The 19140-nt window shown below is 71.0% G+C and carries 17 protein-coding genes and 1 tRNA gene; 11 read left to right on the top strand and 7 right to left on the bottom strand.

All coding sequences use genetic code 11. From position 1 onward, the window contains the following. The first annotated feature begins 32 nt into the window (after positions 1–32). The 4 genes from H5965_RS18165 to H5965_RS18150 all read left to right on the top strand — a co-directional run bounded on the left by H5965_RS18165 (position 33) and on the right by H5965_RS18150 (position 4970). Positions 33–1856: a glycosyltransferase family 39 protein gene (locus H5965_RS18165; RefSeq protein ID WP_310971188.1), complete on the top strand. Its 1824-nt coding sequence runs from the start codon at positions 33–35 to the stop codon at positions 1854–1856. Between the two features lie 35 nt (positions 1857–1891). Then, entirely contained in the window at positions 1892–2548 is a 657-nt protein-coding gene (locus H5965_RS18160) for a response regulator transcription factor (RefSeq protein ID WP_310971187.1), read from the top strand. Beyond that, complete coding sequence (locus H5965_RS18155) at positions 2545–3618, top strand: HAMP domain-containing sensor histidine kinase (RefSeq protein ID WP_310971186.1); 1074 nt, start codon at positions 2545–2547, stop codon at positions 3616–3618. The genes H5965_RS18160 and H5965_RS18155 overlap by 4 nt, the downstream gene beginning before the upstream one ends. A gap of 146 nt (positions 3619–3764) precedes the next feature. Further along, on the top strand, positions 3765–4970 hold the full coding sequence (locus H5965_RS18150; protein ID WP_310971185.1) for a chitinase: 1206 nt from the start codon (positions 3765–3767) through the stop codon (positions 4968–4970). Between the two features lie 14 nt (positions 4971–4984). Here the strand turns inward: H5965_RS18150 and H5965_RS18145 are convergent, their stop codons facing one another. After that, positions 4985–6076, bottom strand: coding sequence for a dihydrofolate reductase family protein (locus H5965_RS18145; RefSeq protein WP_310971184.1), 1092 nt, complete (start codon positions 6074–6076; stop codon positions 4985–4987). 89 nt (positions 6077–6165) lie between these two features. Here H5965_RS18145 and H5965_RS18140 point away from each other — a divergent pair, with 89 nt between their 5' ends. After that, on the top strand, positions 6166–6417 hold the full coding sequence (locus H5965_RS18140) for a hypothetical protein (protein WP_310971183.1): 252 nt from the start codon (positions 6166–6168) through the stop codon (positions 6415–6417). Positions 6418–6428: 11 nt separating this feature from the next. On the opposite strand, the gene H5965_RS18135 is transcribed toward H5965_RS18140, so the two are convergent. The 3 genes from H5965_RS18135 to H5965_RS18125 all read right to left on the bottom strand — a co-directional run bounded on the left by H5965_RS18135 (position 6429) and on the right by H5965_RS18125 (position 10072). Then, entirely contained in the window at positions 6429–7661 is a 1233-nt protein-coding gene (locus H5965_RS18135) for an aldehyde dehydrogenase family protein (protein WP_310971182.1), read from the bottom strand. Between the two features lie 104 nt (positions 7662–7765). Then, positions 7766–8542 carry a M50 family metallopeptidase gene (locus H5965_RS18130; RefSeq protein ID WP_310971181.1) on the bottom strand — a complete coding sequence of 259 codons (777 nt, stop codon included), beginning with the start codon at positions 8540–8542 and terminating at the stop codon, positions 7766–7768. Positions 8543–9166: 624 nt separating this feature from the next. Further along, positions 9167–10072, bottom strand: a complete 906-nt coding sequence (locus H5965_RS18125) for a DNA-3-methyladenine glycosylase 2 family protein (RefSeq protein ID WP_310971180.1) — start codon at positions 10070–10072, stop codon at positions 9167–9169. A 166-nt stretch (positions 10073–10238) separates the two neighbouring features. Between H5965_RS18125 and H5965_RS18120 the strand changes: the two genes are divergently transcribed. From H5965_RS18120 to H5965_RS18110, 3 genes are all read left to right on the top strand, one after another. Continuing rightward, a complete protein-coding gene (locus H5965_RS18120; protein ID WP_310971179.1) occupies positions 10239–11009 on the top strand; it encodes a methyltransferase domain-containing protein in 771 nt (256 codons plus the stop codon). A gap of 9 nt (positions 11010–11018) precedes the next feature. After that, on the top strand, positions 11019–12341 hold the full coding sequence (locus H5965_RS18115; RefSeq protein WP_310971178.1) for a M20 family metallopeptidase: 1323 nt from the start codon (positions 11019–11021) through the stop codon (positions 12339–12341). A gap of 98 nt (positions 12342–12439) precedes the next feature. Next, the gene (locus tag H5965_RS18110) at positions 12440–13465 is read left to right on the top strand and encodes a trypsin-like peptidase domain-containing protein (RefSeq protein ID WP_310971177.1); all 1026 of its coding nucleotides are present in this window, start codon (positions 12440–12442) and stop codon (positions 13463–13465) included. Positions 13466–13580: 115 nt separating this feature from the next. Here H5965_RS18110 and H5965_RS18105 read toward each other — a convergent pair whose 3' ends face one another. Together H5965_RS18105 and H5965_RS18100 are read right to left on the bottom strand one after the other, a co-directional pair. After that, positions 13581–13958, bottom strand: a complete 378-nt coding sequence (locus H5965_RS18105; protein ID WP_310971176.1) for a DUF3224 domain-containing protein — start codon at positions 13956–13958, stop codon at positions 13581–13583. A 66-nt stretch (positions 13959–14024) separates the two neighbouring features. After that, positions 14025–15557, bottom strand: a complete 1533-nt coding sequence (locus H5965_RS18100) for a helicase HerA-like domain-containing protein (RefSeq protein ID WP_310971175.1) — start codon at positions 15555–15557, stop codon at positions 14025–14027. A gap of 102 nt (positions 15558–15659) precedes the next feature. Here H5965_RS18100 and orn point away from each other — a divergent pair, with 102 nt between their 5' ends. The 3 genes from orn to proP all read left to right on the top strand — a co-directional run bounded on the left by orn (position 15660) and on the right by proP (position 17945). Next, on the top strand, positions 15660–16268 hold the full coding sequence (orn, locus tag H5965_RS18095; protein WP_310971174.1) for an oligoribonuclease: 609 nt from the start codon (positions 15660–15662) through the stop codon (positions 16266–16268). A 77-nt stretch (positions 16269–16345) separates the two neighbouring features. Beyond that, positions 16346–16421 (top strand) — tRNA-His (locus H5965_RS18090). Positions 16422–16517: 96 nt separating this feature from the next. Next, on the top strand, positions 16518–17945 hold the full coding sequence (gene proP / locus H5965_RS18085; RefSeq protein WP_310971375.1) for a glycine betaine/L-proline transporter ProP: 1428 nt from the start codon (positions 16518–16520) through the stop codon (positions 17943–17945). Here proP and H5965_RS18080 read toward each other — a convergent pair. After that, the gene (locus H5965_RS18080) at positions 17942–19123 is read right to left on the bottom strand and encodes an Ig-like domain-containing protein (protein WP_310971173.1); all 1182 of its coding nucleotides are present in this window, start codon (positions 19121–19123) and stop codon (positions 17942–17944) included. The two genes, proP and H5965_RS18080, sit on opposite strands and share 4 nt — an antisense overlap. Positions 19124–19140: the final 17 nt, after the last annotated feature.

The raw sequence follows: 19140 nt of genomic DNA, 5'->3' as shown, positions 1-19140 counted from the left end.
CGGGAAACGCGGGCCGGAGTTGGGTGGCGGGCATGATCACCGCCGCCCCTCCGCGTACCCGCCCCTGGGCGCTTCCGCTCGTCTGCCTCGGCGCCGCCGTCCTCTACGCCTGGAAGATCGGCGACGGCCAGTTCGGGAACACCTACTACTCCGCCGCCGCCAAGTCGATGACGGAGAACTTCACCAACTTCCTCTTCGGCTCCTTCGATCCCTACGGCGTCGTCACGGTCGACAAACCGCCTCTCGCGTTGTGGCCGCAAGCGCTTTCGGTGCTGATCTTCGGCTACCACGGCTGGGCGCTGCTGCTGCCCCAAGTCCTCGAAGGCGTCGCCGCGGTGTTCCTCCTGCACCGCACTGTCCGGCTCTGGGCCGGCGAGAACGTCGCCCTCCTGGCCGCCGCCATCCTCGCGCTGACACCCGTCACCGTGATCATCAACCGGGACAACAACCCCGACACGCTGCTCGTCCTCTTCCTCGTCGCCGCCGCGTACGCGCTCACCCGCGCGCTGCGGGACGGCCGGAAGTGGTTGTGGTGGTGCGCTTTCTTCGTCGGCTGCGGCTTCCTGACCAAGATGCTGCAGGCGTGGATCATCGTCCCCGCCCTGGTCGCCGCCTACCTCGCCGGGACGAGCGGGCCGCTGCACCGGCGGCTGCTCGACGTCCTCGGCGCCGGTCTCGTCCTCGTCGTCTCCTCGTTCTGGTGGATCGCCCTGTACGACTGGTGGCCCGGCGCCAAGCCCTACATGGGCGGCAGCGAAGACGGCTCCGCGTGGGACCTCGTCTTCGGCTACAACGGCTTCGGCCGGCTCTCCGGCAACGGCGAGGGCGGCGGCATGATGATCATGCGCAACGGGCAGCAGACCATGTCGTCGTTCGGCGGCGACCCCGGACCCGGCCGGATGTTCAACGACGTCGTCGGCGGGCAGATCTCGTGGCTGCTGCCGCTGTGCCTGCTCGTGCTGGTCGTCCTCGGTCGCCGGTGGCGCGACGCCGGGTGGCTGCTCTGGGGCGGCTGGCTGCTCGTGACCACCGTGGTCTTCAGCTTCGCCGGCGGCATCTGGCACCCGTACTACACGACGGCGCTGGCCCCCGCCGTCGCCGCGGTTTCCGCCGCCGGGCTGGCGCTGCTGTGGCGGCGGCACCGGCGCACTCTGCTCCCGCTGGCCGTCGCGCTGACCGCGGCGTGGGCGTTCGTGTTGACCTCGCGGGACACGTCGTTCCACGGCTGGACACGCTGGGCCGTGCTCGGCACGGGGGTCGCCGCCATCGCCGGCCTGTACTTCGGGCGAAGCCGGGTCACGCTGTTGACCGCGCTGGTGCCGCTGCTGCTCACGCCCGCCGTCTGGTCGTACGCCGCCGCGCAGAGCACGTCGGCCGGGACACTGCCCGCCGCCGGGCCCGCCACCGGCCCGGCAGCTCCTCCTCCGCCGCCGTCACCCGGCGGTCCGCGGTTGATGCTCGTGGGAGGCGACGGCGCGACGAAGCTGTCGGACGAGCAACGCCGCATCCTCGACTACGCCCGCCGCAACGGCACCGAAATCACCCTCGCCGTGAACGCCGAGGCGGGGGCGGTCGCGCCGTTCCTCATCGACTCCGACGCGACCGTGATCGGCATGGGCGGCTTCGGCGGCCGGGACAACGCGCCGTCCGTCGCCCACCTGGAACGCTGGCTCGCCGAAGGCAAGCTGCGGTTCGTCCTGAGCGGCGCCGGCAGCCCGCCCGGACCGTCTCGAAGCCCTGTCCAGGGCGAACGGCAACGCTGGATCGAGCGGCACTGCACGGTCGTCGACCCCGCCGAGTACGGCGGCCGGCCGACCCGCGTCATCGGGGGCGCGGACACGCTCTACCGGTGCTAACGGCGAAGAAACACGGGCGCGGCGATCATCGGGGCATGCGGGTCCTGGTGGTGGAGGACGAGCCGATGCTCGCGGACGCGATCGCGGAGTGGCTGCGCGAGGACGCCCACGCGGTCGACATCGCCCACGACGGCGGCGCGGCGCTCGAGCGGATCGCCGTGCACGACTACGACGTCGTCGTGCTCGACCGGGACCTGCCGGTCGTGCACGGCGACGACGTCTGCCGGCAGGTCGTCGCATCCGAAGCGGCGACGCGGGTGCTGATGCTGACCGCGGCCGTGGAGATCACCGACCGCGTCGCCGGGCTGTCCCTCGGCGCGGACGACTACCTGACGAAGCCGTTCGCGTTCCCCGAGCTGGCCGCCCGCATCCAGTCGCTGGGGCGGCGCTGCCGACCGGCCGCGCCGCCCGTCCTGAGCCGGTCCGGCGTCACGCTCGACCCGGCGCGGCACGAGGCGTTCCGCGACGGGCGGGGCCTGCCACTGTCCAAAAAGGAGTTCGCCGTGCTCGCCGAGCTGCTGCGCGCGGACGGCGCCGCCGTGTCCGCCGAACACCTGCTGGAGAAGGTGTGGGACGAGCACGCGGACCCGTTCACCGGCGCGGTCCGGCTCACCGTCCTCAAACTGCGCCGCAAGCTCGGCGACCCACCGTTGGTGGAGACGGTCACCGGCGTCGGCTACCGGCTCCGGTGAACCTCCGGCTGCGGCTGACCGTGCTCTACGGCGGCCTGTTCCTGCTGGCCGGCGTGGCGCTGCTGGGCGTGACGTACCTGCTGTTCACGCGGCAGGTCGGGCAGCGGGTCGCGGTGCTCAACGGTGCCCCGCCACCCGGGGCGCCGCCGCTGCCGTCCCTGGACGCCCTCGACGAGCAGGCCCGCCAGCTCCGCGCGGCGGCGGCGACGTCGCTGCTGACGCAAGGGGCGATCGCCCTCGGCGCGGTCGCGGTGCTGGCGGCCGGTCTCGGGTGGCTGGTGGCGGGGCGGGCGCTGGCGCCGTTGCGGCAGGTCACCGACACCGCGCGCCGCATCGCCGCGGCGGCCGACCCGGGCGGGCAGGCGCGGATCGCCCTGCGCGGGCCCGACGACGAGGTGAAGAACCTCGCCGACGCGTTCGACGTGATGGTCGAGCGCCTCGACCGGTCGTTCGACGCCCAGCGGCGGTTCGTCGCGAACGCTTCGCACGAGTTGCGCACGCCGCTGACGCTGAACCGGTCCCTGGTCGAGGTGGCGATGCGCCGCGGGAGCGACGTCCGGGAGCTCGGCGGCAAGCTGCTGCAGATCAACGCGCGGAACGAAAAGCTGATCAGCGGGTTGCTGCTGCTGGCGAAGTCGGAGAGCGCGCTGACCTCGCGAAGCCCGGTGGATCTCGCGGCGCTGGTCGCGCAGGTGGCGCCGCCGGAGGTGGAACAGTCCCTGGCCGAAGCGGTGACGGCCGGCGACGCGGTGCTGCTGGAGCGCTTGGCCGGCAACCTGGTGGAGAACGCGATGCGCCACAACGTGCCCGGCGGCTGGGTGCGCGTGGCGACCCGGTCGCTGCCGGGGCGGGTGGAGCTGGAGGTCGTGAACAGCGGGCCGGTGATCCCGCCGGCCGAGGTACCGGCGCTGTTCGACCCGTTCCACCGCCGCGCCCGCGTGGCGGCGGAAGGAACCGGGCTCGGGTTGTCGATCGTCCGCTCGGTGGCCCACGCCCACGGCGGCGAGGTGACGGCGAGCGCACGCGCGGACGGCGGCCTCGTGGTGGTCGTGTCACTGCCCGCGGCGTGACTTTTCCGGCTCGTCCCGTGGACGAATTTCGGATATTCCGGCGCTTTTCGCCCGCGCTTTTCACCGAACCGACTTTCGCGCCTTGACTTCATCAATGGTCTAGTCCAATGATCTGTCCACCTCGATCCCCACCGGGAGGACAGCTCATGCGCAGGAGCAGACTGGCCGCCGTCGGGCTCGCCGCCGCCACTTTCGCCGCCACCGCCGTCAGCCTCGTGCTCGGCGCACCGTCGGCGACCGCGGCGTTGAGCACCAACTGGTACGCCGCGGCGCCGTACCTGATGCCCCAGAGCAACAACCCGCCGGACCCGATCACCGTGATGAACGCGACCGGGCTCAAGGCGTTCCAGCTCGCGTTCATCCTCGCGCCGAACGGCGGCGGCTGCAGCCCCACCTGGGACGGGACGTCCGCGGTCTCGTCCGACACCGCCGTCGCGGGCGTGATCTCGCGGATCCGCGGCGCGGGTGGCGACGTCTCGGTGTCCGTCGGCGGGTACGGCGGCACCAAGCTCGGCCAGACCTGCGGCACGGTGGCCGCGACGGCCGCCGCGTACCAGCAGGTCATCACGAAGTACTCGCTCAAGGCGATCGACTTCGACCTCGAAGAGCCCGAGTACGAAAACACCGCCGCGATCGCGAACGAGCTCGGCGCCGCGAAGACGTTGCAGGCCAACAACCCCGGCCTGTTCGTCTCGGTGACCATGCCGGGCACCGCGGCCGGCACCGGCTGGTTCGGCACGCAGCTGATCGACCAGGCGAAGTCGATCGGCTTCACGCCGAACAACTTCTCGATCATGCCCTTCGACGGCGGCTTCAACGGCGGTTCGTCGCAGGTGTCGGCGCTGGAAGCGCTCCACGGCCTGCTGATGTCACACATGGGCTGGGACAGCGCCACCGCGTACTCGCACGAAGGCTTCTCCGGCATGAACGGCAAGTCGGACGCGGCCGAGATGTTCTACACGTCGGACTTCCAAACGGTGTACGACTACGCGACCAGCCACGGCCTCGGCCGCTTCACGTTCTGGTCGGTCAACCGGGACCGCGCGTGCGTCGGCACCACGGACAACGGCGTCTGCAGCAACGTCCCGCAGAACGACTGGGACTTCACGAAGTTCAGCGTCCGCTTCGCCGGGGCGACGCCGCCGCAGACGACCCCGCCGGTGACGACCACCCCGACCACGCCGGGCGGCGGCTCGTGCACCGCGGCGGAGTGGGACCGGACCAAGGTCTACGTCAAGGACAACGTCGTCTCGCACAACAGCCACAAGTGGACCGCCAAGTGGTGGACGCAGGGCGAGGAGCCCGGGACCACCGGCGAATGGGGCGTCTGGCAGGACAACGGCGCCTGCTGACCTCTTCGCGAGTTTCAGAAGTCGAGGTGGGTGTTCTCGCGCTGGACCTCCGGGGTCAGCGCGGGAACCTCCACGACGTGCCGCCCGGCCTGCCGCAGCAGCTCGGTGCCCCGGGCGTCGACGAAGACGGGCGGCTCCCGCCAGGCGAACACGACACGCGGGATGCCGGCGTCGAGGACGAGCTGGGTGCAGCTGCGCGGGTGCGAACTGCGGTGACTGCACGGTTCCAGTGAGCTGTACATGGTCGCGCCGGCCAGCCGCGGGTCGCCGGCGCACTTGGCCAGCGCGGCTTCTTCGGCGTGGTTGTTCGGGTCGCCCTCGCCGGAGTGCCCGGTGGCGACGACTTCGCCGTCGGCGTCGGTGATGACGGCGCCGACCCGGAAGGTGTGGCTGGGCGGGCACTCGGCGGCGAGCGCGATGGCTTCCTTGAGAAGCTGGACGTCCCGGCCGGTCGGCTCGTCGGCGGCGCGGTACTCGAGGATCGCCATGCCCTGCAGTTCGTTCGCGGCGGTCAGCACGAGCGGCCGCGGGTAGAGGCCGGGCCCGACGAACCGGGGCGCGTCCGGCTGCCCGACGAAGAACGGCGCGATCGCGAGCCGCAGCTCGTCGGCGAGGCCTTCGGCGAGGAACCGCGTGTGGATCCCGCCACCGCCCTCGACCAGCAGACGTTCGATGCCGCGCGCGCCGAGGTCGTCGAGGATGCGCCCGAAGTCGGGCGGGTCCCCCGCGTCGACGACGGTGGCGACGTGCTTGAGCGCGTCCGCGGCACCGGGTGGGGCGTAGACGATCTTTTCGGTGTCCCCGACGGTGAAGAACTGCGCGTCCGGGTCGAGGCCGCGCGTGGTCACGGTGACCTTGACGGGTTGTTCGGGCTTCCCCTGGTCCAGGCGTTGCCGCCGCAGCTCGGGCGAGCGGACGAGCAGCCGCGGGTTGTCGGCCCGCACGGTGCCGGCCCCGACGAAGATGGCGTCGGCCTCGGCCCGCAACCGGTCGACGACGGCGAAATCGTCCTCTGTGGACAGCACGAGCCGCTCGGGCGAGCTGTCGTCGAGGTAGCCGTCGAGCGACTGCGCGGCGGACAGCAGGACGTGCGGCCGGGAGATCACCCGGCCCAGTATGCCGTAACGCGCGGGGCGGTCCCCGCGTCCTAGGACGTATCCCCCTGTCGTGCCCATTCCCCCGGAGCTTTTTGATCATGACAACGCGAGGCTGGTACAAGGAGCGGACGCTCACCACGGTCGACACCGTCGGCCGGGAGGTGTCGGTGACGACCGGGCTCACCCGCGACCCCGAAGGCCGTCTGGTCGCGGCCATCGCCATCAGCGACGGCCCGACGGCGATCTACCGCTACTCCGGCGAGGCCGACGGGCCGTCCGAGCTGGTCACCAACGCTACCGAGACGGTGAAGGAGCTCCGCAGGCTCGCCGGTGTCCCGCCGACGCGCTGACGCCGTCCGGTTCAGGCCGGCAGGACCGCGTACTGGCGGACGTAGAGGTCGGTGTAGGTCACCGGGCCGCGGGGACCGGGGACCTTGTCGAGGTTGATGCCGGTTTCCGGGACGGCGAGCAGCTTGAAGCCGTCGAGGAGGCGGGTCGGGGCGTTCCAGAAGACGCCCGTGCCGGTGTAGCCGTCGAAGAAGGCGTCGGCGGCCGACTCGTCCTCGGTGGTGATGCCCGCCGCCAGGCCGGACGTGCGCTCGCTGGCGATCTCGACGGCGTCGGACAGCGAGCCGACCTTCGCGACGGTGACGGTCGCCTCGCGGTCGGAGTCCAGCGCCCACTCGTAGCCGATCGGGTGCTCGTGCGGGGCGAGGGAAGGCGTGACGCCGCGCTCGGCGAGCGCGTCCGAGATCGCCGGCCAGGCGTCGTCGTGGATGTCTTCGTGGATGAGCAGCAGGTTCAGCCGGTTGCAGACGCCCAGCCTGTCGAGGCTGGCGTAGACGAGGTCACGCGCCTTGGTGACGTCCGCGCCCCGGTCGACGTAGAGGACGCCACCGCCGTCGGCGTGGGCGAGGGTGCGCACGCCGTGGACGGCCGCCTCGGTGGCGAGGGCCCGCGTGCTGTCGCCGCTGCCGCGCAGGATCACCAACGGCACGAGACCGGGCAGCCGCACGAGCGCGGACGCGGCCTCGCGCTCGACGCGCGGCACGAGCTGCACGCAGTCGGCGTCGATGCCCGCTTCGGCGAGCGCCGGCGCGATGACGACCTCCCGCAGCCGCTGGGCCGACCCGAGCGCGGCCGAGCCCGTGCGCAGCACACCGGCGTTGCGCGACTTGACCAGCTGGGAAGCCACATCGACGGTGACGTTCGGCCGCGCCTCGTAGTTCGCGCCGATGACGCCGACCGGCCGCCGCCGTTCGACCAGTCGCAGCCCGCCGTCCAGGGTGGAGACGTCGACGGAGCGCTCCTGGTGCGGCGCGCCGGCGAGCAGCCGCAGCTGTTCGGCCATGCCGGTGAGCCGCTCCGGGGTGATGGTGAGCCGGTCGAGCAGGCCGGCGCTCATGCCGTCGGCCTTGGCGCGCTCGACGTCGGCCTGGTTCGCCTCGAGGATCTCGTCACGGTGCGCGAGCAGCCGCTCGGCCATCCCGCTGAGAGCGGCATCGACGGCCTCGGCGCTCGCGGCAGCCAGCGACGGCGCGGCGAGCTTCGCCGCCCGTGCGCACTCTTCGACGGCCTTGGCGACCTCGTCCATCGTTACGTCTCCCTCCGCGCGGACCACCAGTTTGCCGCATGCACGCCGGTGACCGGCCACGGGCTCCACCGCGGACGGGCTCGTCTGCCGTCAGGCGCCGCGGCTCACTTGGCCACGGGCTCCAGCAGCCAGAGCGCGCCGGCGATCAGGCAGCTGACCGTCGCCACCGCGAAGACCAGGACCCACAGGACCGGCGGGACCGCGGTCAAGCGGCCCAGCTGGTCCGCGTCGGAGTCGCGGGCCTGCCCCCGCCGACGCTTGATCTGCAGCTCGGCGACCGGCCGCACGCCTCCGAACAGCAGGAACCACGTCACCAGGTAGCTGAACGGAGCCTGCAGCTCGACCGGGGCGACGAACGCGATCAGCGCCAGCACCGCAGCGCTGGCGACGACGGTGAAGACGCCGTACGCGTTGCGCACCATCACCAGCACGCCGAGCAGCAGCAGCGCGATCAGCACCAGCACCGTGCCGACCAGGTCGGCGCCCAGCAGGCTGGCGAACAGCAGCCCCAGGACCGACGGCGCCAGGTACCCGGCCATCGCGGTGAACGCCATGCCCGGCCCCTCGGGCTTGCCGCGCGAGACGGTGACGCCCGAGGTGTCCGAGTGCAGCTTGATGCCCTGCAGCCGCCGCCCGACCAGCACGGCGGCCAGCGCGTGGCCGGCCTCGTGCACCATCGTGACGACGTTGCGCGCCCGCCGCCACGGCGTACCGCCGACCAGCACGACGAGCAGCGCCACACCACCGGCGATCAGGGTGACCACGGCGGGCGCCTGGGTCTGCTCCAGCAGAGAGCCGGTGTCGGTGGCGGCAGCTGCGCGGAGTGCTGACAGGGTGTCACCGGCCGGGCCGCCGAGCGCGGAATGAACGGGCGAGCTCACCCGGACACCTCACCACAGGCGATATCTGGCTACTGTGAGTCCCCACCGTCTGCTGCTACGCGGCTTCCGGTATGGGTCGTGGCGGTCTCCTTTCTGTCTGGTCGATCGGCTCGGCGGCCGGGTCGGCTGGCGCGCGAGGGTTTCAGCGGGACCCGCCGCACACGGCTGAGGCATTGCCGCGCCAAGCCGGATCCGGACTCGACGAGCAGCTGATGCGACGGCCGCCGGTGGACGGCGGGCCGCAGCCCAGGCCGGGCCCGGCTGGACCGCCACCGGGTCGGGTCGCCCCGGTCCGGCAGAGCGGACCAGCTTGGGGTCGAATTAGCCCCGATCCAGTCAGCCGCCTTGGCCCGGTCCGGCTCGGCCGAGCCGAGCCAGGCCGAGCCAAGCCAGGCCAAGCCGGGCCGGGCCAGGCCAAGCCGGGCCGGGCCAAGCCAGGCCAAGCCAGGCCAAGCCGGGCCAAGCCAGGCCAAGCCGGGCCGAGCCGGGCCGAGCCGGGCCAGGCCGAGCGGGACTAGGGCCGAGCCGAGTCGGGGCGGGGCGGGGCAGCCCGGGTCCGGCCGGTCGGGCCAGGGCTGGCCGAGGCCAGCCAGGTTGCACCGGGGCCGGCGGGGCTGGGTCAGGTCATCGCGACTCCCGCATCCGGGCCTCGCCCTCGACGCGGAACAGGAACGACACCCAGCTCCGGAACGGGGCCCAGGCCTCTGCGATCTCCGCCAGCTCCGCGACTCCCGCCTCCGGGGCGTGGTACGCCTCCCGCATGATCTCGTGGAGGCGTGTCTCACTACGGGGAAACACATCCGGATGACCGGCACCGCGGATCAAGATCAGCTCCGCGCTGAAGCGGCCGACGCCCGGCAGCAACTGCAGCTGCTTCAGTGCTTCCTCGGCCGGCATGGCTCGCAACGTCGCCGCGTCCAGTTTGCCCTCCGCCGCCGCCTCGGCGATGGCTCTCAGACGGGGAAGCTTCGGACCCGGCAAGCCCGGCTGGTACTCCGCCTTCGCCAGCGCCTCCGGGGCCGGGAACGTCCTCAGCCTGCTGCCGCCCACGTCGACCTCGGTGCCGTAGCGCTCGGTCAAGCGCCGGCGCAGCCTGACCGCCTGTGTCATCCAGATCCGGTGGCTCAGCACCGCCCAGCACGCCGCCTCGTACGGCGATGCGAACAAGACCGGGCGCAGGCCCGGGTGCAACCCCTGCAGCAGCGAAACCACCGGATCGCGCGCGCCGGCTTCCGGGAATGCCGTGCCGTCGATGTCCAGGGAGCACATCCTCCTCACCTGCGCCACCACGGCGTCGGTGTGCGCGGGCGGGCCGTGGACCTCGACCGTGACCTCGCCGGGCGATCTCTGCCGCAGCACCGCTCCCACCGGCGTCCATTCGCCGTCGAGCGTGAACGCCACCCGCAGGGCGCCGGGTTCGGCGTCCGGCCGGCCGGCCGGGGCGAACCCGGTCAGGAAGCGGGCTGCCGCGGCCAGGTCGAACTCACCGATTACCGAGATCTCGCCACAGGGACGGGAAATCGTCGTCATCTCTCCTCCTCGGCTCGGGCCGATCGGGCTGGATCGGGCCTCGCCTGCGACGTTAGGAAGGGGGACCGACAATTCCGGGCGTCGAACGCCTGAGCCCGGATTTGTTCACTCGAACGAGTGGCCAGACGGTTGACATACTGGCGGTATCCGAAAGCGAGGAGAACCCGTGCCGACCAGCGCATCCGACCGTCTCCAGGCCCTGCTCGGGACGCCGGCCGAGGTGGACGACGGCTACCTCGACCTGCTCGGCGCCGCGGACCAGGCCGGCCCGCCGACCGGTCTCACTCAGCGCCTGATGCGCACCACCCTGCTCCCGCAGGTCTACGAACGCTACTGGCGCCCCGCCCTCGGCCGCGCGCTCAAGGGCCCGCTCGGGCCGAGCATGACGGGCGAAATCAGGATCGCCACGGAACTCCTCCGGCTGAAACCCGGCCACACCGCGCTGGACGTCGCCTGCGGGACCGGCCGGTTCACCCGCGCGTTCGGCGCGGCCGTCGGCCCGGACGGACTCGCGATCGGCCTCGACGGCGCCCGCACCATGCTCGCCAAGGCCGTCGCCGAGGGCGGCCCGGACACCGTCGCCTACCTGCGCGCCGACGCCGTGCACCTTCCGCTGAAACCGTCCACAGTAGACGGCATTTGCTGCTTCGCCGCACTGCACATGTTCGCCGAGCCGGAGACCGCTCTGGACTCCTTCGCGCGCGTAGTGAAACCAGGCGGCCGGATTGTGCTGCTGACCAGCGCCCGCCGCGGCTGGCAACCCGCGCGTCTGCTCGAGACGGCCGGCGGGATCGTGAGCGGCCAGAAGATGTTCGACCGCGGCGAAATCGCGGCGAGCCTCCATGCCCGCGGCTTCACGGAGCTCACCGAACGGTACGCCGGCGTCACGCAGATCGTCGCGGGCCGAGCACCGCAAAATGTCGGAGGTCCCGGTTAGCATCGCCCCATGACCGACACCGCCCCCGTCCCGCCCGACGACAGCTACCTGCGTTCCCTGGTCGAGGCCACCGCCGACGCCGTCGCGGCCGCCGAACCGCTGTCCTCGCCGCACACCGGCGCGGACGAGGCGACGCGGGCCGAAGTGACCGCCGCGGTCGAACGCAGCTCACCCGATCTGGTGGCGTTGAGCCAAGATCTGCACACCCACCCCGAGGAGGGGTTCACCGAGCACCGGTCGGTCCGCGCCCTGGCCGACCTCCTGCAGCGTCACGGCCACGAAGCCACGGTCGGCGTCGGCGGGCTCGACACCGCGCTGCGCGTCAGCACGCGACAGCAACAGGGCCCGCACATCGCGATCCTCGCCGAGTACGACGCGCTGCCCGGGCTGGGCCACGCCTGCGGCCACAACGTCATCTGCACCACCGCCGCGGGCGGGTTCCTCGGCGCCGCGACCGTCGCCGAGCGGCTCGGCGGGCGCGTCAGCCTGATCGGCACACCTGCCGAGGAAGGCGGGGGCGGCAAGGAGATCCTGGCCCGCGCCGGCGTGTTCGACGACGTCGACGCGGTGATCATGCTGCACCCGTTCAGTCACGACATCGCCCTGCACCCGTTCCTCGGGCGGCGTCAGCTGGAGATGGTCTTCCACGGCGTCGGCGCACACGCGAGCGCCCAGCCGTTCATGGGCCGCAACGCGCTCGACGCCGCCGTCGCCGCGTACCAAGGTGTCTCGGCGCTGCGCCAGCAGCTCCCGCAGAGCGACCGCGTTCACGGCGTGTTCACCGACGGCGGCGCCCGGCCCAACGTCATCCCGGCCCGGGCCGCGCTGCTGTTCTACCTCCGGTCCCAGTCCCCGGAAACCCTGCGCGACCTCGCCGCCCGCATGGCGTCGATCGCCGAAGGCGCCGCGGCGATGACCGGCTGCGGCGTCGAGCTGATCTGGGACGCCCAGCCGGCCTACCTGCCGATCCGGTTCAACACCGCGCTCGCCGGGCGCTGGTCGGCCAACCAGGTGATCACCGGCCGCAAGCCACTCCCACCGGGCATCGTGCCGGAGTCGCTCACCGGCTCCACCGACCTCGGCAACCTCTCCTACCGCGTCCCGGCGCTGCACCCGATGCTGGCGATCGCGGGGCCCACGGTTGCGTTGCACACCAAGGAGTTCGCGGCCGCGGCCGGGTCCGAGACGGGCGAACAGGGAGTCCGCGACGGCGCGCTGGGGCTGGCTCTGACCGCCGCCGACTACCTCGGCGACGCCGAGCTGCGCAAGGCCGTACACGACGAGTTCGAAGCTGCGGGAGGTGCCCTGGACGTCCCGTCGTTCTTCGTCTGACGCCTGAGGATTACCTGAGTTTTCTCAGCTGATTCTTCTCAGCAAAGCCTGAGGTATTTCCACAGGCTGCTCACAAGCACGGGCGCGAATCTGGTGCCATGACCGAGAACGAGAGTCGGCCCGGCCCCGCCTCAACCGGTGGGCACCAGCCGCACCAGAGCACCCAGCAGTACGGGCCGTACGCGCAGTACGCCTACCAGCAGCAGGCCGCGCCGAATCCGCTCTTCACCCCGCAGCCGCCGCCGGGCTCCCAGGCGCCCACGGCGCTGAAGGCCAAGCCGCGCAAGGGTGGCCGGGTCGCGATGTTCGTCAGCGCGACCGCGCTCGGCGCCGCGCTGGTCGGCGGCGTCGGCGGCGCCGCGATCGTCGGGCTCACGACGACCTCGGCGGACGGCGCGACGACGTCGGTCAGCACGCCGGCGGCGAACGGGCAGACGGTCGCGAACTCGACCTCCGGCGACGTCAGCGCGGTCGCGGCGAAGGTGACGCCGAGCGTCGTCCAGATCAACGTCACGACCGACCAGGGCGAGGCCATCGGCTCCGGCGTCATCCTCACCTCGAACGGCCGGATCCTGACCAACGCGCACGTCGTCGACGGCGCCCAGAACGTCGTCATCACCACGTCCGACGGCAAGAAGTACCAGGCCAGCGTGGTCGGCGCGGACACCAAGGCAGACATCGCCGTGGTCCAGGCCCAGAACGCCAGCGGCCTGACCGCGGCCGGCCTGGGCGACTCGAGCAAGCTCGTCGTCGGCCAGTCGGTGGTCGCGATCGGCTCGCCGGGCGGCCTGCAGAACACCGTCACCACCGGCATCGTCAGCGCGCTGAACCGGAACCTGTCCGACATCGGGCAGGGCGAGCAGCAGCAGCGCTCGCCGTTCAGCCGCACGTCGAACCAGAGCGAAGACTCACCCAGCTACACCGCGATCCAGACCGACGCCGCGATCAACCAGGGCAACTCCGGTGGCGCGCTGGTCGACACCCAGGGCAACGTGATCGGCATCAACTCGGCGCTCTACAGCCCCTCGGCCTCGGCCAACGGTGCGGCGGGCAGCGTCGGGATCGGGTTCGCCATCCCGATCAACGACGCCAAGAAGATCGTCGACCAGATCGTGAACAACTAGGACGCGGACGGGCCGTGGTCGGGGCGGCCCGTCCCCCCGCTTCGGGGAGCGGGAGAACACCGCGAAGGCCGTTTCGAGAGTCAATCGGGGGCTCTCGAAACGGCCTTCGCGCTGCTCAGAGCGTGTAGGTGAGGGTGAAGAGGTGGTTCTTCTCCTCGTCGATCTCGATGCTCGCCATCCCGGCGATCCCGGCGAGTTCGCCGAAGCCCGAGCCGGTGAGGATCTTCAGCGCCAGGCCGGAGTCGTCGGCCGAGTGATGCAGGACGAAGCCGCCCTTGCGGCCGTCGACCGAGACCTCGAGACGTTCGAAGGCGACGTACGCGCGCGAAGTCGCGTTGGACGCCGAAAGCATCTCGACGGTGCTGGTCCCCTCGACCGCGCCGGTGAACGTCTTGCCGATCGCCACCCGGGCGAACTCGGTGCCCCCGGCCTCGTCGGTCGCCTGCGGTTCCCACTTGTCGAGGACGAACGACGCGGCGGCAGTGCTGGTCATGGCTGATTTCCTTTCGAAGGTGGCACCAGCCTGGCAGCCATACCTGACAGCTTGCGTCAGGTTTTGTCAGCGCCTCCGGTTGCCGAACAGCCCGCGCGTGATCTCCCGGCCCAGCGCGCTCGCCGCGGACCGCATGAACGACTTCACGGCCGGGTTCTTCATGGCGGACTCGATGAAGCCGGGCTCGTCCTTCTCGGGCGCAGGTGCCGGTGCCTCGGGCGCGGGAGCCGGCGCGGCCTCAGGGGCGGCGGCGACCTTCGCGGCCAGCTTCTCGTAGGCCGACTCCCGGTCGATCGTCTCGGCGTACTTCGCGTGCAGGTCCGACGAAGACACCGCAGCGGCAACCGCCTCGTCGCCGATCGAGCCCATCTTCGACCGCGGCGCCCGCAGCCGCGTCCACGCCACCGGCGTCGGCGCACCGCGCTCCGACAGCACCGTGACGACGGCCTCGCCGATGCCCAGCGACGTCAACGCCGTGTCGAGCTCGTAGAACTTCGTCTTCGGGTAGGTCTTCACCGTCTTGGCCAGTGCCGCCTGGTCGTCCGGGGTGAACGCCCGCAGCGCGTGCTGGATCCGCGCGCCGAGCTGTGAAAGCACGGCGTTCGGGATGTCCGTGGGTAGTTGCGTGCAGAAGAACACGCCGACGCCCTTCGACCGGATCAGCTTCACGGTCTGCTCGATGCGCTCGAGGAACGCCTTCGACGCGTCGGCGAAGAGCAGGTGGGCTTCGTCGAAGAAGAACACGAGCTTCGGCTGGTCGAGATCGCCCTCCTCGGGCAGTTCCTCGAACAGCTCGGCCAGCAGCCACATCAGGAACGTCGAGAACAGCGCCGGTTTCGACTGCAGGTTGTCCAGCTCCAGCAGCGTGACGACGCCCTTGCCGTCGCGAGCGCGCATGAGGTCGTGCACGTCCAGTTCGGGCTCGCCGAAGAAGTCCTCCCCACCCTGCGCCTCCAGATTGGACAGCGCGCGCAGGATCACCCCGGCCGTCGCCGCCGAGACCCCGCCGATCCCCTTGAGGTCCGCCTTGCCCTCGTCACTGGTCAGGTGCGTGATCACCGACCGGAGGTCCTTCGTGTCCAGCAACGCCAGGCCGCGCTGGTCGGCCCAGTGGAAGATCAGCCCGAGCGTGGACTCCTGCGTTTCGTTGAGCCCCAGCACCTTGGACAGCAGCACCGGCCCGAAACTGGTGATCGTCGCCCGGATCGGCGAGCCCTTCCCGCCGGTGCCCAGCGACAGGAACTGCACCGGGAACGCCGCGCCCGCCCAGTCGTCGCCGAGTTCCTGCGCACGCTTCGTGACCTTGTCGTTCGCCTCGCCGGCCGCGGCCAGCCCGGACAGGTCGCCCTTGACGTCGGCGAGCACCACCGGCACCCCGGCCGCCGACAGCTGCTCCGAGATCAGCTGCAACGTCTTCGTCTTGCCGGTCCCGGTCGCGCCGGCGACCAGCCCGTGCCGGTTCAGCGTCGCCAACGGCAGGCGCACGGCCGCGGCCGCGTCCACTTGCCCGTCGATCACCACCGCACCCAGCTCCAGCGCGGCACCCTCACTCGCATATCCGGCGGCGATCTCACTCGCCGGCGACGCCTGCTCGGTCACTCGCAGCTCCCCGATCGTGTGTCCTGGACCACACTGGGAACGTAACGCGCCGTACGCGCAGGTAACGCCCTTCGCATCCCCGTGTCGGGTTAGGGTCACCAGGTGACCGACCGCCTAGTCTGGATCGACTGCGAAATGACGGGGCTCGACCTCGGCAAGGAAGCGTTGATCGAAATCGCCGCCCTCGTCACCGACGCGGAGCTGAACGTGCTCGGCGACGGAGTCGACATCGTCATCCACGCCGACGAGGAAAAGCTCGCCGGGATGCCCGAAGTCGTCCGCGAGATGCACGCCCACTCCGGCCTCACCGAAGAAGTCCGCCGCTCCACGGTGACCCTCGAAGAAGCCGAACGCCGCGTCCTCGACTACATCCGCGAGCACGTCCCCGAGCCGGGCACCGCGCCCCTCGCCGGCAACTCCATCGCCACCGACCGCGGCTTCATCTCCCGCGACATGCCCGCGCTCGACGCCCACCTGCACTACCGCATGGTCGACGTCTCCTCCGTCAAGGAACTCGTCCGCCGCTGGTACCCGCGCATCTACTACGCCAAGCCGGAGAAGGGCCTCGCCCACCGGGCCCTCGCCGACATCCGCGAATCCATCGGCGAACTCGACTACTACCGGCGCGTCGCCTTCGTCCCCCAGCCCGGCCCCACCAGCGAAGAAGCCAAGGCCGCCGCCGCTGAAGTGCAGGAACACCACCAGAGGTGACCCGGTGAAAAGCGGTCGAGGGCACCCGCTACGATTACTGCCAGCGAGGTGATCGCAGGCGGATCCCCTCGGCGATGGTGGGCGTAGCTCAGCTGGTAGAGCACCTGGTTGTGGTCCAGGAGGTCGCGGGTTCGAAACCCGTCGCTCACCCCATCACCCCAGTTTGGATCTTCGGTCCGAGCTGGGGTTTTGTGTTCCACCGTCCGTGGCAACGCTCACGACCGGATGGCTCAGCGTGCGAGCGGCCGAATGCCGGTGCACGGTGTTCTGGTGGCAAGTTCAGCACCGAAGATCCGGGGTCGTAAGAAGAAGCTGCGGTACGAGGACATCACCGTCGTCGACCGGTCGTTGCTCAAGCGGGCGGTGGGGGCCGCCGCGCTCGGCAACGCCATGGAGTGGTTCGACTTCGGCGTCTACGCCTACATCGCCGACACCATCGCCGAGGTGTTCTTCCCGGCCAGCGTGTCTCCCGGCGTCCGGCTGATCGGGACGTTCGGCGCCTTCACCGCCGCCTTCCTGATGCGGCCGCTCGGCGGGCTCGTGTTCGGGCCGCTCGGGGACCGGATCGGGCGGCAGAAGGTGCTCGCCGTCACCATGATCATGATGGCCATCGGCACCCTGTGCATCGGGCTGATCCCGTCGTACAGCTCGATCGGCGTCTGGTCGCCCATCCTCCTGGTGCTCGCGCGAATGGTGCAGGGCTTCTCCACCGGCGGCGAGTACGGCGGCGCCACCACCTTCATCGCCGAGTACTCACCCGACAAGCGGCGAGGGTTCATGGGGTCCTGGCTGGAGTTCGGGACGCTGTCCGGGTACGTGCTGGGCGCGTCCGTCGTCACCGGGATGAAGGCCTGGGTGCCGCACGAGACGTTGCTCGACTGGGGGTGGCGGGTTCCGTTCCTGGTGGCCGGCCCGCTGGGGATCATCGGGCTCTACATGCGGCTGAAGCTGGAGGAGACGCCCGCGTTCCAGAAGCACGCCGAGGAGGCCGAGAAGCGGGGACGGTCCGGGGAGCCCTTCTGGAAGATGTTCACCGAGTACTGGCCCGCGCTGCTCATCTGCGTCGGCCTGGTCCTCGTGTTCAACGTCACCGACTACATGCTGCTGTCCTACATGCCGACGTACCTGTCGGAGCAGCTGCACCTCGACGCCACCCACGGGCTGCTGCTGATCATCGTCGTCATGGTCGTGATGATGCTCATCATCATGGTCGGCGGCCGGATCACCGACCACGTCGGCCGCAAGCCGGTGATGATGGCCGGCTGCCTCGGGTTCCTCGTGCTGTCCTGGCCGCTGATGCTGCTCGTCCACGACGGCGGGCTCGTGCTCACATTCCTCGGGCTGATGGGACTGGGCCTGCTGCTGCTCTGCTTCGAGGTGTCGATGCCCGCGGCGCTGCCCGCGCTGTTCCCGACGGCGATCCGGTACGGCGCGCTGTCCATCGCGTTCAACATCTCGGTGTCGCTCTTCGGCGGCACGACCCCGCTGGTGATGCAGTCGCTGATCTCCGCCACCGGCCACGACTTCTGGCCGGCCTGGTACCTGATGGCGGCGGGCGCGATCGGCGCGGTCGCGGTGTACTTCAGCCGTGAGACGGCGAACAAGCCGCTGTGGGGCTCGGGGCCCGCGGTGTCGACCGAGGCCGAGGCGCGGGAGCTGGTCCGCGGCTCGGGCTAGTTCGCCGCAGTCCGCCACTCGTCCCAGGACAGCTGCCAGAAGCTCCAGCCGTCGGTCGGTTCGAGCTTCGGGCCGCCGCTGTTCCGGACGGTGACGATGTCGCCCTTCTTGGACGTGTCCATCAGCCACTTCGTGTTCTCGGTGGACAGGTTCAGGCAGCCGTGGCTGACGTTGCTGTGGCCCTGCTGCCGCACCGACCAGGGCGCGGAGTGGTAGAAGATGCCGCTCCAGGACAGGCGGACCGCGTACTGCACGAAGGTGCTGTAGCCGCCGGGCGCGTCCTCGGGGACGCCGTAGGTGGCGGAGTTCATCGTGTAGCCGGTGTGCTCGCTCATGACGGTGTAGGTGCCCTGCGGCGTGTTGTGGCCGGGCTTGCCCATGGAGGTCGGCATGGTCTTGACCTCCTTGTCGTTGATCGTGACCGTCATCTGGTGGGTCTGGCCGTCGGCGACGGCGACGAGCTTGTCGCCGACGATCGCGCTGGCCCCCTTGTCCTCCCGGCCGTAGCTGCCGTTCCCGAGCGGCTTGCCGTAGACGGCGGCGTCGACCTTGATCTTGGTGCCGCTCTTCCAGTACTCCTTCGGCCGCCAGGTGACCTGCTTGTCGCCGAACCAGCGGAAGGCGCCCTCGGTGGCCGGCTCCGCGGTGACCTTCAGCGCCTTCTCGGCCGCGGCCTTGTCGGCGACGTTGCCGGTGAAGGTGAAGATCAGCGGCATCCCGACCCCGACGGTCTCGCCCTCGCCGAGGTTCACCGAGACGCCGAGCTGCCGGGCGGGCTTGACGGTGCTGAAGGACGACTCCTGCGTCACCGGTTTGCCGTCGGAGCCGGTGGCGGTCGCGGTCAGCTGGTAGGTCTTGTTGTAGCCGAGCGGCTCCGAGGAGTCCCACCCGGACCCATCGGCCCGCGCCTTGCCGGCGACGACCTTGCCATCGGCCCCGGTGAGCTTGACCTCCCCGACCTTCCCGTCCTGGACGGTGACGCTCACCGGCTCCCCGGGAGCGACGTCTTTCGCATCCTTGGCGGGCGTGAGGCTGAGCACGGCGGGCTTCGGCGCGGGCTTGCTCTGGCTCGACGGCGGTGCCGTCTCCCGGGGAGGTTCACCCGAAGGAGTACTGCTGCACCCGGCCAGTCCGACCACCCCGGCGACCACCAGCAGCCGCACCGTCACACCCCGCATGCCCACCCGCCTGTTTC

Origin of the sequence: Amycolatopsis sp. 505 (genome assembly GCF_031625235.1) — a bacterium.
Classification (GTDB): Bacteria; Actinomycetota; Actinomycetes; order Mycobacteriales; family Pseudonocardiaceae; genus Amycolatopsis.
This window is presented reverse-complemented; position numbering and strand designations above follow the sequence as displayed.